Raw genomic sequence first — 16,169 nt, forward strand, 5'->3', positions numbered from 1 at the left:
TTTGGAAAAAGACCAATATATCCGGATTAACAAATACCTCAGCGAAGTCGGATTTTGCTCCAGAAGAGAAGCTGATAAACTATTGGAGCAAGGGAGAATCACGCTCAATGGAAAAATACCTGAATTGGGAACCAAAGTGGGGCCTTCCGATACAGTCGCTGTAGATGGGAAGCCTGTGGGTAAGCCTATTCAAGAGCATACATATATTGCTTTCAATAAGCCAATAGGCATAGTTTCTACTACAGATACTAAAGGTGAAAAAAACAATATCATAGATTATATAGGTCATCCGGTGCGTATTTTTCCGGTTGGCAGATTAGATAAAGATAGTGAAGGGCTAATTTTTCTCACCAGTGAAGGAGACATTGTCAACAAGATCCTCCGGGCGAGTAATAATCATGAAAAAGAATATGTAGTAACTGTTGACAAGCCGATCGATAAGCGTTTTATCCAACGAATGTCTGATGGAATTCCAATTCTCGGTACTGTCACTAAGAAATGTAAAGTGGAGCAAATCAGCCGATTTAAATTCAGAATTGTATTGACCCAAGGCTTAAATAGGCAGATTAGGAGAATGTGCGAATATCTGGGCTATCAAGTCAAACAGTTGATTCGGGTAAGAATTATGAATGTTCACTTGGATTTACCAACTGGAAAATGGAGAGATCTCACCGAGAAAGAAATGAAAGAATTGAATCGGCTTATAGCAGACAGCAGCAAAACGGCAGAATAAAAAAAGGATCCAAACTGGATCCTCTTTTTTTGACTAATACTCTATAAACTTATCCTGTATCACATCGTGTTCACTTTCTTCTGTCTGCCCGTGTAGGTAAACGCCGACTTGCCTACTCTCAGTTCTGTCCTTCTGTTCAGCTGGTGCATCGCCGAAGTACAGCTCACCTGGTTGCAGTCATGCACCGGACGCGTCTCCCCAAACCACTGGTGTTCCATTCGGTCTCCGGTCACCCCGCGCTTGATCAGGTAGTCCATCACCGCTTTCGATCTGCGCTCGGACAGCTTCTCATTATACGTGTCACTGCCCCGCTGGTCGGTATGGCCCTCGATGTACAGCATCAGGTTCGGCATCCGCTCCAGCATGATCGCCACGCGCTCCAGCTCCTGCTTGTGCACCGAACGCAGCATCGCCTTGTCAAAGTCAAAATAGATCGTCGGGATGTCGCTGATCTCCTTGTTCAGCACCTCAAAGATGTCTTCCGGGTTACAGAAGTCCATATCTTTCAGCGCTTCCGGGATATCATACTGCTTGGTCGGATCCGGGAAGGCTTCCAGCACCAGCTCCGATCTTCTGTTCAGCTGATGGTTCGCCTCCGAACACGGCACCCCGTTCCCGCAGTCGTTCACCAGCTTCTGCTCCCCGAACCATTCCAGACGGATGCGTTCGGCTGCGATGTTGTACTGCGCCATGTATTCGGTCACTGCCGTCGCACGGTTGTTTGACAGCTTGATGTTGTATTCATCCGAGGCTCTGGAGTCGGTATGCGAGGCCACCAGCAAATCCAGGAACGGATACTTCTGCATGATCTCGGCGATCTTGTCCAGGGCCGGCTTCGCGTCCTTTCTGATCACGTACTTGTCCAGGTCGTAGTACACAATGTCCACAAACACCGGCAGCTGATACGGGATCGGCTTCAGCGTGTATTCCCGCTTCAGCGTGTCTCCAGCAAAGCCTTTGGTGGTGATCGCGTTGTCTGTCACCGTAAAGTAGCCCGGCTTGGAGATCGTCAGTGAAAAGTCACTGTCCGGCTCCAGTTCTGCTGCCAGTGCTCCCGTTCCGTTCCGCTGTGTCTGCACGTTCCCGTTCTGGGTATTGTCCCGAAGCGTGGCCATGTAACTGTCTGTCATCACCAGTCCGTCGCAGTCAATCACCCGCGCCAGAAACTGCTTGTACACTTCCTCGATCAGGTACAGGTCATCCAGACCCATTCCTCCCTTGCGGTTCGAGGCCAGGTAAATATCTCCGTTCTCCAGCTCCCGGTAACCGAAGTCATCAGACAGCGAGTTGATCGGCATGCCCATGTTCTGCACATTGCTGATGCCTGAAGGGCTGAAGTCGGCCATGTACACATCCATGCCTCCCACTCTCGGGTGGCCCGTAGAGGAAAAGTAAAACTTGTCCCCTTTGCGGAACGGATGGGTCTCGTCTCCCTTCGTGTTCACAGACGCTCCAGCATTCACCGGAGTGGAGAACACCATGTTCTCATCGTAGGACGAATAATAAATGTCATATCCCCCATAAGACGTCCCCCACGCTCCATCCTGACGGTCGGAGGCAAAGTACAGCCGCTTCGACTGTTCGTCTATGAAAGGGTTCATCACCGAGTATGCCAGCGAGTCGTTGTAGGGAAAGGCCATGTAGCCTTCCAGCGTCCCCTCGGGGGTCACCTTGCTGTAGTAGATCTCCGGCTGTACCGCGATGTTTCTGTCTTTTCTTACTTTCTTGATGTCTCTGGTCACCGAGTAAAACAGCAGGCCTGCCTGCTTTGCATAACTCGGATCCGAAAAATTGTAGGTCCCCGGAATGTTCGACACCAGCTCCTCCAGTTCCCCGTCTGCACTTTTTCTGTACAGTCCGAAAAAGTTCCTGCCCGTATAGTCATTCCCCTGGTCGCTGAACATCTTGTTCCGTCCGTCTATCCGGATACCCGGCATCTTCCGGCTGAACGTCGCCCCGCGGTCCGATACAAAATACAGGTTGTCCGAGCCGTCCTTGGCCACCAGAAAGTCCGAGGCCTCCGAGTTCAGTTCCTGCACGTTCTCCAGCTTCACCTTCTTCCTGCTCGAAGGGCTGATCAGCTGCTCCAGGTTCTGCTTCAGCGAATCCACGTTCACTTCCTTTCCTGCCAGATCGCTCTCCACCGCATCCATCCGGCCCGTACGCTGTGCCGCCGACAGGTAGTTCAGATAATCCTCCGAATCCGCCTGCTCATAGCCCACCACGTTCTTCCACCATTCGTAGCTCCCGTCGTAATCACGGGCCGTCTCGTGGGCCTCGGCCAGCTTCACCGCCAGCTCGTAGCCCGGCTTCTTCGCATAGGCCAGCTTATACTCTTCGATCGCATGGCGGTAGTTCATCAGCTCCATCTGCTGGTCCGCATAGCGAACCCGAGACTTCTGGGCTTCAGATACCGTCACCGCTCCTAAAAATAGGCCCGTCGAAAGGCTCAATATCATCAGTGTCTTTTTCATATCAGAACCATCTTTGGTTTCTCATTACTGCTTTTCTCGGAATCATATAAAAGCCTACCGATAGCTCATGCGAGTTCGTCCTGTAGTCCTGCAACACGTTCAGGTTGTGGTCATACGCATAGCCCAAACGGATCCTGTCTGTCGCGAAAATCTCAATGATGGTCGCAAACGCATTCCTGTTCGACAGGTTCTCCGGTAAGTTGTCGTTCCAGATCTTCATGTTCGAACGGTAGGAACCCCCCACCCAGATCCGCTCCCCGAACAGAAACATCGCGTTCAGGTCGTAATTCGTCGGCGCACCCTTCACCTCCTTGATCAGGAAACTCGGCTTGAACTTCACCGTGCTGCCCAGATCAAACAGCGCCCCCATCGTCAGATAGTAGTGAAAATCATGGTAGGCCAAAGCAAAATCCTCCCGCTCCAAGGCACGCTTCCCGATCATGTTGTACACACTGAAACCCGCATAAAAACGGTCACTGTGGAAAAACAATCCCGTATTCAGGTTCGGAACAAACATGTTGATCCGTCCCTCCGGAATGTCCGGATCCGGAAAATCATTCGGGTCCAGCATGCTCCCGTCTATCGCATACTCCGACAAACCCGCACTCACTCCCAGTCCCAAAAAGCTCCTCGCTCCCGTCTGGATACGGTACGCATAAGTCAACAGTCCCGTGTTCGTACGCGCAGGCCCGATGTTGTCACTCAATATCGAAATCCCAAAGCCCATCGTACCCTCGTTCGCACTCAGGTCCGCAGTCACCGTGAACGTCTCCGGACTGCCCGGGAAACGGATCCACTGCGTCCGGTACGTACTCTGGATATAAGGCTCTCCCTTGTAGCCCGCATAGCCCGGATTCACATGCAGCCCGTTGAAAATATACTGACTGAACTGTGGAAGCTGCTGGGCAAAAGTCCCCGTAAAAGCCCATAGAGCTATCAACAAGGTCAATCCAACTATTTTAAAAGTCTTTTTCATAACTTTTTATTTTCTTTTAAAGTAACCCCAGACAGAAGTTTTCTATCTGGGGATTATTGGAATTATAGTTCCTTTTGCCAGATAACCTGAATCCAGCCTTTGAACACATGTTCTCTTCCCTGACTGTCTACGGTCACAAGGACGTAGAAGTAAGTGCCTGCAACCTGACCAGGTGCGTTCCAATCGTTCTTGTAGTTCTCAGCTTCTAAAACATGATCACCATATCTGTTGAAGATAACTATTCGGTTCGATACAAACTTATTCAGTCCCTGAATCTCGAAGGTGTCGTTCAGTCCGTCGTTGTTCGGCGTGATCACGTTTGGAATGTGGAACGGTCTGATTTCAGTCACATCACTGTCCTGATTATCCGACTCATCCGTGTCATCCTCGTCAGCGCCTACGATCACCGTATTGGTCACCGTACCCGCAGCTCCCGCCTTCACCCGAACTCGGAACACAATCCTCGCATCGGCAGGGAAGAATGGTATCCTCCAGGTAATCGCAGAGCCAGACACGTTCACGTTTACTTCCACGTTCGCACTGTTGCTCTCCACTCGGTTGCTCAGATACGTCACTCCGTTCGGTAGATTGTCCGTGATCACCACGTTTCTGGCATCCGTGCCTCCCTGGTTCACCACCACAATCTCATACTCGAACTCGTCACCCTCGAACACCTCGTCACTCAGTGCCTCTTTGCTCACGCCCAGGTTCACATTGTCATTCAATAATCTGAACACCACAAAGGCATCGTCGCTGTTGTTCGGGTTGGCCACCTCTCGCAATACATAGCGTAAAGTATATTCTCTGGCTTCGTTCACTCCCGGTATCAGGCTCAGATCTCCGTTCTCGTCGATCAGCAAACCGATCACTCCGTCCAGCTCCGTGAATTCGAAGTCCACATCCGCAGGATCAGGTCTCTGGCCGTCCAACAGATCGTTCTCCAGAATGTTGCCCAGTCTGCCGCCGTAGCTCACAAAGTAAGTTCCGAAGTCATCGTCATTGGCTATGATCTCACGGATGCCTACTCCGATGCTCACTTCATCCTCGTCTCCGATCTCTTCACCATCAGGAGTCTCTCCGATTACATTAGCCACATTCACCAGACTGCCTCGGTCCAGATCTTCCTGGGTCACCACGTAGCTTGTCTCTATCGTCACGCTCTCTCCTGGAGCCAGCGTTTCGATTACTTCGTTCAATCCGGTCAGTGGATCGCTTACCAAAATGTTGGTCAGCGTCACATTACCCGTGTTGGTCACAACCAGTGTATAAGTTACCGTTTCACCCAGATCCCTGATCTCAGACTTGTCGCTGCTCTTCACAATCGATATTCCTGGTGCAGGAGTAATTGGCGTAGTCACCGAATCACTGTCTGTAGGATCGTCATCACCAGGGTTCGGGCTCTGACCAGTTACACTCGCATCATTGGTAACCTGGCCTGCATCTACATCTTCCTGGGTGACAGGATAAGTGGTTTCCACAGATTTGCTTTCTCCCGGCTTCAAAGTTCCGATGTTCACCACCAAACCTGTTTTGGTATCCACAACCGTCACATTGGTCAGGGTCACATTACCGGTGTTGGTCACTGTAATCGTGTAAGGAATCTCCTGACCCGCTTCAGTAATCACTGCATCGTTATCAGTGATCTCAATCTGGATATCCGGATTCTGAACCGCAGGTACAATCAAGGTATCCGTATCAGATACTTCTTCCACTCCTGCATTACCAGTGACAGAGGCAATGTTTTCAACCTCACCGCTATCTATGTCTTCCTGAGTAACTGTATAGCTAGTGGTAAACTCTACTACTTGACCAGGTGCAAGTGTACTAATCGTATTTTCGAATCCAGTCAATGGATCATTTACTAGCACATTGGTCAAAGTAATATTACCAGTGTTTGTTACTGTCAAAGTATAGGTAATTACTTGGTCAGCCAAAGTCACAGATTCAACATCTGAGGATTTAACTATTAATATCGAAGGATTACCATCAACAGTAACTATCGCTTCGTCTTCAGCATTGACTGGTTGCTCGTTGAAGTTTGTCGATGCTGTCGCAACGTTGACAATACTTCCGGAATCCAAGTCACCTTGCTCTACCACATAAGTTGTGGTGAATACAACTGATTGTCCTTGGCCTAGAGAAGAAATATTCTCTGTAAATCCTGTTAGTGGATCATTCACCACAATGTTTGTCAGAGTTACATTACCGGTATTGGTCACAGTCAATGTATATGTAATCACCTGGCCTACTGTACTCACTGAACTCACATCTGATGTCTTGACAATCGAAATAGATGGGTTTTGATCTACTGTCACTGTCGCATCATCCTCAGCCGTAACTGGCTGTTCATTGAAGTTTGATGATGCCGTAGCAACGTTCACAATACTTCCATTATTCAAGTCAGCTGCAGTAACCGTGTAGCTAGTTTGGAAGGTCACAGACTGATTTGCATTCAAAGAAGGAATGGTCTCAGTAAAGCCTGTCAGCGGATCATTTACCACAATATTGGTCAAGGTTACATTACCTGTATTGGTCACAGTCAATGTATATGTAATCACCTGGCCTACTGTACTCACTGAACTCACATCTGATGTCTTGACAATCGAAATAGATGGGTTTTGATCTACTGTCACTGTCGCATCATCCTCAGCCGTAACTGGCTGTTCATTGAAGTTTGATGATGCCGTAGCAACGTTCACAATACTTCCATTATTCAAGTCAGCTGCAGTAACCGTGTAGCTGGTTTGGAAGGTAACAGACTGATTTGCATTCAAAGAAGGAATGGTCTCAGTAAAGCCTGTCAGCGGATCATTCACCACTATATTGGTCAAGGTCACATTACCTGTATTGGTTACAGTCAATGTATATGTAATCACCTGGCCAACTGTGCTCACCGAACTCACATCTGATGTTTTGACAATCGAGATCGAAGGGCTTTGACTTACTGTTACAGTTTCTTCATCTTCAGCACTGATCTCCTCTTCTCCGTAGGTGGTCGTAGCTGTCGCCACGTTGCTTACAAAGCCTCTGTCCAGATCTTCCTGAGTCACCGTATAGCTGGTCTCCAGCTCTTCAGATGCTCCCGGTGCCAGACTTGAGATCGTCGTGTTGAATCCGGTCAGCGGATCGTTCACCACTATATCTGTCAGCGTCACGTTACCGTCATTGGTCACAGTCAAGGTATAAGTAATCACCTCACCTACCTCACTGATCGACTGCTTGTCAGCTACTTTGTCGATTATCAATGATGGCATATCCGCTACCACTACTGTTTCTTCATCTTCAGCACTGATCTCCTCTTCTCCGTAAGTCGTCGTAGCTGTCGCCACGTTTCTCACAAAGCCTCTGTCCAGATCTTCCTGAGTCACCGTATAGCTGGTCTCCAGCTCTTCAGATGCTCCCGGTGCCAGACTTGGGATCGTCGTGTTGAATCCGGTCAGCGGATCGTTCACCACTATATCTGTCAGCGTCACGTTGCCGTCATTGGTCACAGTCAAGGTATAAGTAATCACCTCACCTACCTCACTGATCGACTGCTTGTCAGCTACTTTGTCGATTATCAATGATGGCATATCCGCTACCACTACTGTTTCTTCATCTTCAGCACTGATCTCCTCTTCTCCGTAAGTCGTCGTAGCTGTCGCCACGTTTCTCACAAAGCCTCTGTCCAAATCTTCCTGAGTCACCGTATAGCTGGTCTCCAGCTCTTCAGATGCTCCCGGTGCCAGACTTTGGATCGTCGTGTTGAATCCGGTCAGCGGATCGTTCACCACTATATCTGTCAGCGTCACGTTGCCGTCATTGGTCACAGTCAAGGTATAAGTAATCACCTCGCCCACCTCACTGATCGACTGCTTGTCAGCTACTTTGTCGATTATCAATGATGGCATATCCGCTACCACTACTGTTTCTTCATCTTCAGCACTGATCTCCTTTTCTCCGTAAGTCGTCGTAGCTGTCGCCACGTTTCTCACAAAGCCTCTGTCAAGATCTTCCTGAGTCACCGTATAGCTGGTCTCCAGCTCTTCAGATGCTCCCGGTGCCAGACTTGAGATCGTCGCGCTGAATCCTGTCAGCGGATCATTCACCACTATATCTGTCAGCGTCACGTTGCCGTCATTGGTCACAGTCAAGGTATAAGTAATCACCTCACCCACCTCACTGATCGACTGCTTGTCTGCTGCTTTGTCCATTGAAAGACTAGCTGTTCTTGGCAAGATCGTCACCGTACAGGTTGGACACTCAGGGTCACGCTCATCCGCACTCACCGGTGTCGGATCGGTAGACTCCGCTGTCACATCGTCGGACGGATCATTTGGATCTCCGCCCGGTGCTTCCCCTCTGGCTACCGCCAAGTTCAACACCTTGCCCGCATCAATGTCCTCCTGGGTCAGCACATAGCTCGCCGTGAAGGTCGTCGCGTCGCTTGCTCCAGGAGCCAGACTCGTGATCGGTCCGCCGCTTACCGTTACTTTATCATCTTCCAGTACAATGTTACTCAAGGTCACATTGCCCGTGTTGGTCACCTTAAACGTGTAGCTGATCGTCTCGCCTACCTGCGCCTGACCGTCTTCGTTCTCATCCACGAACACTCCGTCTTTCTCCAGACTCATCGAGGCCTCTCTTGGCAAGATCGTCACCGTACAGGTTGGACACTCAGGGTCACGCTCATCCGCACTCACCAAATGTCGGATCGGTAGACTCCGCTGTCACATCGTCGGACGGATCATTTGGATCTCCGCCCGGTGCTTCCCCTCTGGCTACCGCCAAGTTCAACACCTTGCCCGCATCAATGTCCTCCTGGGTCAGCACATAGCTCGCCGTGAAGGTCGTCGCGTCGCTTGCTCCAGGAGCCAGACTCGTGATCGGTCCGCCGCTTACCGTTACTTTATCATCTTCCAGTACAATGTTACTCAAGGTCACATTGCCCGTGTTGGTCACCTTAAACGTGTAGCTGATCGTCTCGCCTACCTGCGCCTGACCGTCTTCGTTCTCATCCACGAACACTCCGTCTTTCTCCAGACTCATCGAGGCCTCTCTTGGCAAGATCGTCACCGTACAGGTTGGACACTCAGGGTCACGCTCATCCGCACTCACCGGTGTCGGATCGGTAGACTCCGCTGTCACATCGTCGGACGGATCATTTGGATCTCCGCCCGGTGCTTCCCCTCTGGCTACCGCCAAGTTCAACACCTTGCCCGCATCAATGTCCTCCTGGGTCAGCACATAGCTCGCCGTGAAGGTCGTCGCGTCGCTTGCTCCAGGAGCCAGACTCGTGATCGGTCCGCCGCTTACCGTTACTTTATCATCTTCCAGTACAATGTTACTCAAGGTCACATTGCCCGTGTTGGTCACCTTAAACGTGTAGCTGATCGTCTCGCCTACCTGCGCCTGACCGTCTTCGTTCTCATCCACGAACACTCCGTCTTTCTCCAGACTCATCGAGGCCTCTCTTGGCAAGATCGTCACCGTACAGGTTGGACACTCAGGGTCACGCTCATCCGCACTCACCGGTGTCGGATCGGTAGACTCCGCTGTCACATCGTCGGACGGATCATTTGGATCTCCGCCCGGTGCTTCCCCTCTGGCTACCGCCAAGTTCAACACCTTGCCCGCATCAATGTCCTCCTGGGTCAGCACATAGCTCGCCGTGAAGGTCGTCGCGTCGCTTGCTCCAGGAGCCAGACTCGTGATCGGTCCGCCGCTTACCGTTACTTTATCATCTTCCAGTACAATGTTACTCAAGGTCACATTGCCCGTGTTGGTCACCTTAAACGTGTAGCTGATCGTCTCGCCTACCTGCGCCTGACCGTCTTCGTTCTCATCCACGAACACTCCGTCTTTCTCCAGACTCATCGAGGCCTCTCTTGGCAAGATCGTCACCGTACAGGTTGGACACTCAGGGTCACGCTCATCCGCACTCACCGGCGTCGGATCGGTAGACTCCGCTGTCATCGTCGTCGACGGATCATTTGGATCTCCGCCCGGTGCTTCCCCTCTGGCTACCGCCAAGTTCAACACCTTGCCCGCATCAATGTCCTCCTGGGTCAGCACATAGCTCGCCGTGAAGGTCGTCGCGTCGCTTGCTCCAGGAGCCAGACTCGTGATCGGTCCGCCGCTTACCGTTACTTTATCATCTTCCAGTACAATGTTACTCAAGGTCACATTGCCCGTGTTGGTCACCTTAAACGTGTAGCTGATCGTCTCGCCTACCTGCGCCTGACCGTCTTCGTTCTCATCCACGAACACTCCGTCTTTCTCCAGACTCATCGAGGCCTCTCTTGGCAAGATCGTCACCGTACAGGTTGGACACTCAGGGTCACGCTCATCCGCACTCACCGGTGTCGGATCGGTAGACTCCGCTGTCACATCGTCGGACGGATCATTTGGATCTCCGCCCGGTGCTTCCCCTCTGGCTACCGCCAAGTTCAACACCTTGCCCGCATCAATGTCCTCCTGGGTCAGCACATAGCTCGCCGTGAAGGTCGTCGCGTCGCTTGCTCCAGGAGCCAGACTCGTGATCGGTCCGCCGCTTACCGTTACTTTATCATCTTCCAGTACAATGTTACTCAAGGTCACATTGCCCGTGTTGGTCACCTTAAACGTGTAGCTGATCGTCTCGCCTACCTGCGCCTGACCGTCTTCGTTCTCATCCACGAACACTCCGTCTTTCTCCAGACTCATCGAGGCCTCTCTTGGCAAGATCGTCACCGTACAGGTTGGACACTCAGGGTCACGCTCATCCGCACTCACCGGTGTCGGATCGGTAGACTCCGCTGTCACATCGTCGGACGGATCATTTGGATCTCCGCCCGGTGCTTCCCCTCTGGCTACCGCCAAGTTCAACACCTTGCCCGCATCAATGTCCTCCTGGGTCAGCACATAGCTCGCCGTGAAGGTCGTCGCGTCGCTTGCTCCAGGAGCCAGACTCGTGATCGGTCCGCCGCTTACCGTTACTTTATCATCTTCCAGTACAATGTTACTCAAGGTCACATTGCCCGTGTTGGTCACCTTAAACGTGTAGCTGATCGTCTCGCCTACCTGCGCCTGACCGTCTTCGTTCTCATCCACGAACACTCCGTCTTTCTCCAGACTCATCGAGGCCTCTCTTGGCAAGATCGTCACCGTACAGGTTGGACACTCAGGGTCACGCTCATCCGCACTCACCGGTGTCGGATCGGTAGACTCCGCTGTCACATCGTCGGACGGATCATTTGGATCTCCGCCCGGTGCTTCCCCTCTGGCTACCGCCAAGTTCAACACCTTGCCCGCATCAATGTCCTCCTGGGTCAGCACATAGCTCGCCGTGAAGGTCGTCGCGTCGCTTGCTCCAGGAGCCAGACTCGTGATCGGTCCGCCGCTTACCGTTACTTTATCATCTTCCAGTACAATGTTACTCAAGGTCACATTGCCCGTGTTGGTCACCTTAAACGTGTAGCTGATCGTCTCGCCTACCTGCGCCTGACCGTCTTCGTTCTCATCCACGAACACTCCGTCTTTCTCCAGACTCATCGAGGCCTCTCTTGGCAAGATCGTCACCGTACAGGTTGGACACTCAGGGTCACGCTCATCCGCACTCACCGGTGTCGGATCGGTAGACTCTGCGGTCACATCGTCGGACGGATCATTTGGATCTCCGCCCGGTGCTTCCCCTCTGGCTACCGCCAAGTTCAACACCTTGCCCGCATCAATGTCCTCCTGGGTCAGCACATAGCTCGCCGTGAAGGTCGTCGCGTCGCTTGCTCCAGGAGCCAGACTCGTGATCGGTCCGCCGCTTACCGTTACTTTATCATCTTCCAGTACAATGTTACTCAAGGTCACATTGCCCGTGTTGGTCACCTTAAACGTGTAGCTGATCGTCTCGCCTACCTGCGCCTGACCGTCTTCGTTCTCATCCACGAACACTCCGTCTTTCTCCAGACTCATCGAGGCCTCTCTTGGCAAGATCGTCACCGTACAGGTTGGACACTCAGGGTCACGCTCATCCGCACTCACCTAAATGTCGGATCGGTAGACTCTGCGGTCACATCGTCGGACGGATCATTTGGATCTCCGCCCGGTGCTTCCCCTCTGGCTACCGCCAAGTTCAACACCTTGCCCGCATCAATGTCCTCCTGGGTCAGCACATAGCTCGCCGTGAAGGTCGTCGCGTCGCTTGCTCCAGGAGCCAGACTCGTGATCGGTCCGCCGCTTACCGTTACTTTATCATCTTCCAGTACAATGTTACTCAAGGTCACATTGCCCGTGTTGGTCACCTTAAACGTGTAGCTGATCGTCTCGCCTACCTGCGCCTGACCGTCTTCGTTCTCATCCACGAACACTCCGTCTTTCTCCAGACTCATCGAGGCCTCTCTTGGCAAGATCGTCACCGTACAGGTTGGACACTCAGGGTCACGCTCATCCGCACTCACCGGTGTCGGATCGGTAGACTCTGCGGTCACATCGTCGGACGGATCATTTGGATCTCCGCCCGGTGCTTCCCCTCTGGCTACCGCCAAGTTCAACACCTTGCCCGCATCAATGTCCTCCTGGGTCAGCACATAGCTCGCCGTGAAGGTCGTCGCGTCGCTTGCTCCAGGAGCCAGACTCGTGATCGGTCCGCCGCTTACCGTTACTTTATCATCTTCCAGTACAATGTTACTCAAGGTCACATTGCCCGTGTTGGTCACCTTAAACGTGTAGCTGATCGTCTCGCCTACCTGCGCCTGACCGTCTTCGTTCTCATCCACGAACACTCCGTCTTTCTCCAGACTCATCGAGGCCTCTCTTGGCAAGATCGTCACCGTACAGGTTGGACACTCAGGGTCACGCTCATCCGCACTCACCGGTGTCGGATCGGTAGACTCTGCGGTCACATCGTCGGACGGATCATTTGGATCTCCGCCCGGTGCTTCCCCTCTGGCTACCGCCAAGTTCAACACCTTGCCCGCATCAATGTCCTCCTGGGTCAGCACATAGCTCGCCGTGAAGGTCGTCGCGTCGCTTGCTCCAGGAGCCAGACTCGTGATCGGTCCGCCGCTTACCGTTACTTTATCATCTTCCAGTACAATGTTACTCAAGGTCACATTGCCCGTGTTGGTCACCTTAAACGTGTAGCTGATCGTCTCGCCTACCTGCGCCTGACCGTCTTCGTTCTCATCCACGAACACTCCGTCTTTCTCCAGACTCATCGATGGACTTTGAGTGAAACAAGCCTCTATTTCGTCGTTGGCAGAAAGAATTACTTCATATTCACCAGAACCATTTTGATCTGGATTTTCATTTCCACTGTATTCTCTTACTTCAGCAGTTGCTGTATTGATGAAACACTTATCATCAATCATATCTTGAGTAATCGTTACTGAAACGTCAAACACCTCTTCTCCATTAGGAGCTAGTTCAGGGATTATTGCGTTGAATCCAGCTTTCAAATCCTCGACATAAATATCGTACAGAGTTACATTTCCTGTATTGACAACTTTAATCTGATAGTCAAGGAAACCTCCTTCTGCATCATCATTGGATAGAAGAGTTTTCTCAATTGAGATATTTGGTCTCTGTAATGCGTTTACAGTTTCAGAATCCGACACAGAATATTCCTCATTATTATAAGCATATGATGCTATAGCTGTGTTATCAATTTTCCCGAAATCTACATCAGACTGTTTTACCAGATAGTTTGTATTTATAATCTCAGAAGAATTTGGTGCTAAACTATTTATGACAATATCCAAATTAGTCAATGGGTCTACCACAGAGATATTTGTCAGAGTAACATTTCCTGAATTAGTAACTACAATCTTGTAATTAATTTCTTGGCCTTCCGCATCATATGTTGAAACATCTGCTTCTTTAGAAATCAATAATTCATTTTTCTGATCATAAGTGATTGTAACTAATGCCTCATTTGAAACATTCCCCTGTCCATCATTTACTGTGTATCTAATAGGAGTTGGATTAAATGAATATCCAATTTCTGGCGTAAACGTAATCGCTCCCGTCGTTGGATTCACCGTCCACTCACCTTCACCCGGAACTACCAGTGCATCACCAGGATTCAGTGTACCCACTATCTGAACTGTTGTCGGATCAACATTATCTCCAAGATTATCATTAGATAATACATCTAGAATGACAGATGTTTCTGGCAAATTGCCCGTGCTGCTGTCATTGCTCGCAACCGGTACGTAATCGATCGTGATCGTCGCCTCGTTCGAGGTCAGACCCGTCGCATCATTCACTGTATAGCTGATCGGGGTCGGATCCAGCGTGAAGCCAGACTCCGGCGTAAAGGTCACATTGCCCAACGCATCAACCGTCCACTCGCCTTGTCCTGCTACCACGTAGCTCGTCTGGATACCCGCCGTTGACGGATCCAGATCCACCGTGCTCACATCCAGGTCATTATTCGCATCCGTATCGTTGTCGGTTACATTCAACGTCACCGCGCCTGCCGGCTGAGACAGCTTCTGGTCATCATTGGCAACCGGTGCAAACTGATCGTATTCAACCGTTACCGTTGCCGCGTTCGAGGTGTTGCCCTCCCCGTCCTGTACCGTGTATTGGATCGGAGTAGGATCGCCCGTGAAGCCTTCCGCAGGGGTGAACGTGATCGCTCCCGTTACCAGGTTGATCGTCCACTCGCCTTCGCCCGCTACTACCAGCGGATCCCCGGCATTTGCCGTGCCCACAATCTGTACCGTCGTCGGATCTACCGCATCTCCGGTCACATCATTGGCCAACACATCTACCGTTACCGCTTCCCCTGTCGTATTGCCCGTGCTGCTGTCATTGCTCGCAACCGGTACGTAATCGATCGTGATCGTCGCCTCGTTCGAGGTCAGACCCGTCGCATCATTCACTGTATAGCTGATCGGGGTCGGATCCAGCGTGAAGCCAGACTCCGGCGTAAAGGTCACATTGCCCAACGCATCAACCGTCCACTCGCCTTGTCCTGCTACCACGTAGCTCGTCTGGATACCCGCCGTTGACGGATCCAGATCCACCGTGCTCACATCCAGGTCATTATTCGCATCCGTATCGTTGTCGGTTACATTCAACGTCACCGCGCCTGCCGGCTGAGACAGCTTCTGGTCATCATTGGCAACCGGTGCAAACTGATCGTATTCAACCGTTACCGTTGCCGCGTTCGAGGTGTTGCCCTCCCCGTCCTGTACCGTGTATTGGATCGGAGTAGGATCGCCCGTGAAGCCTTCCGCAGGGGTGAACGTGATCGCTCCCGTTACCAGGTTGATCGTCCACTCGCCTTCGCCCGCTACTACCAGCGGATCCCCGGCATTTGCCGTGCCCACAATCTGTACCGTCGTCGGATCTACCGCATCTCCGGTCACATCATTGGCCAACACATCTACCGTTACCGCTTCCCCTGTCGTATTGCCCGTGCTGCTGTCATTGCTCGCAACCGGTACGTAATCGATCGTGATCGTCGCCTCGTTCGAGGTCAGACCCGTCGCATCATTCACTGTATAGCTGATCGGGGTCGGATCCAGCGTGAAGCCAGACTCCGGCGTAAAGGTCACATTGCCCAACGCATCAACCGTCCACTCGCCTTGTCCTGCTACCACGTAGCTCGTCTGGATACCCGCCGTTGACGGATCCAGATCCACCGTGCTCACATCCAGGTCATTATTCGCATCCGTATCGTTGTCGGTTACATTCAACGTCACCGCGCCTGCCGGCTGAGACAGCTTCTGGTCATCATTGGCAACCGGTGCAAACTGATCATATTCAACCGTTACCGTTGCCGCGTTCGAGGTGTTGCCCTCCCCGTCCTGTACCGTGTATTGGATCGGAGTAGGATCGCCCGTGAAGCCTTCCGCAGGGGTGAACGTGATCGCTCCCGTTACCAGGTTGATCGTCCACTCGCCTTCGCCCGCTACTACCAGCGGATCCCCGGCATTTGCCGTGCCCACAATCTGTACCGTCGTCGGATCTACCGCATCTCCGGTCACATCATTGGCCAACACATCTACCGTTACCGCTTCCC

General features: G+C 51.7%; 6 protein-coding genes. 1 reads left to right on the plus strand and 5 read right to left on the minus strand.

Annotation, left to right across the window (positions count from 1 at the left end):
• Nucleotide 1 precedes the first annotated feature (1 nt).
• A complete protein-coding gene (gene rluF, locus GYM62_RS16265) occupies nt 2-733 on the plus strand; it encodes a 23S rRNA pseudouridine(2604) synthase RluF (RefSeq protein WP_219957179.1) in 732 nt (243 codons plus the stop codon).
• A gap of 59 nt (nt 734-792) precedes the next feature.
• On the opposite strand, the gene GYM62_RS16270 is transcribed toward rluF, so the two are convergent.
• The 5 genes from GYM62_RS16270 to GYM62_RS16290 form a co-directional block, all read right to left on the minus strand.
• Nucleotides 793-3,207, minus strand: coding sequence for an OmpA family protein (locus tag GYM62_RS16270; RefSeq protein WP_219957180.1), 2,415 nt, complete (start codon nt 3,205-3,207; stop codon nt 793-795).
• Nucleotide 3,208: 1 nt separating this feature from the next.
• Nucleotides 3,209-4,183: a type IX secretion system membrane protein PorP/SprF gene (locus tag GYM62_RS16275; protein WP_091655707.1), complete on the minus strand. Its 975-nt coding sequence runs from the start codon at nt 4,181-4,183 to the stop codon at nt 3,209-3,211.
• A 62-nt stretch (nt 4,184-4,245) separates the two neighbouring features.
• The gene (locus GYM62_RS16280; protein ID WP_219957181.1) at nt 4,246-8,865 is read right to left on the minus strand and encodes a gliding motility-associated C-terminal domain-containing protein; all 4,620 of its coding nucleotides are present in this window, start codon (nt 8,863-8,865) and stop codon (nt 4,246-4,248) included.
• A complete protein-coding gene (locus GYM62_RS16285; RefSeq protein WP_219957182.1) occupies nt 8,852-12,109 on the minus strand; it encodes a hypothetical protein in 3,258 nt (1,085 codons plus the stop codon). The genes GYM62_RS16280 and GYM62_RS16285 overlap by 14 nt, the downstream gene beginning before the upstream one ends.
• Nucleotides 12,110-12,174: 65 nt before the next feature.
• Complete coding sequence (locus GYM62_RS16290; protein WP_370627636.1) at nt 12,175-16,149, minus strand: Ig-like domain-containing protein; 3,975 nt, start codon at nt 16,147-16,149, stop codon at nt 12,175-12,177.
• Nucleotides 16,150-16,169: the final 20 nt, after the last annotated feature.

Origin of the sequence: Algoriphagus sp. NBT04N3 (genome assembly GCF_019443765.1) — a bacterium.
Classification (GTDB): domain Bacteria; phylum Bacteroidota; class Bacteroidia; order Cytophagales; family Cyclobacteriaceae; genus Algoriphagus; species Algoriphagus ornithinivorans.

Excerpts from the sequence above, each read along its gene's own strand:
- GYM62_RS16270 (WP_219957180.1), bottom strand. The coding sequence starts at position 3,207 with ATGAAAAAGACACTGATGATATTGAGCCTTTCGACGGGCCTATTTTTA.
- GYM62_RS16275 (WP_091655707.1), bottom strand. The coding sequence starts at position 4,183 with ATGAAAAAGACTTTTAAAATAGTTGGATTGACCTTGTTGATAGCTCTA.
- GYM62_RS16285 (WP_219957182.1), bottom strand. The coding sequence starts at position 12,109 with ATGAGTCTGGAGAAAGACGGAGTGTTCGTGGATGAGAACGAAGACGGT.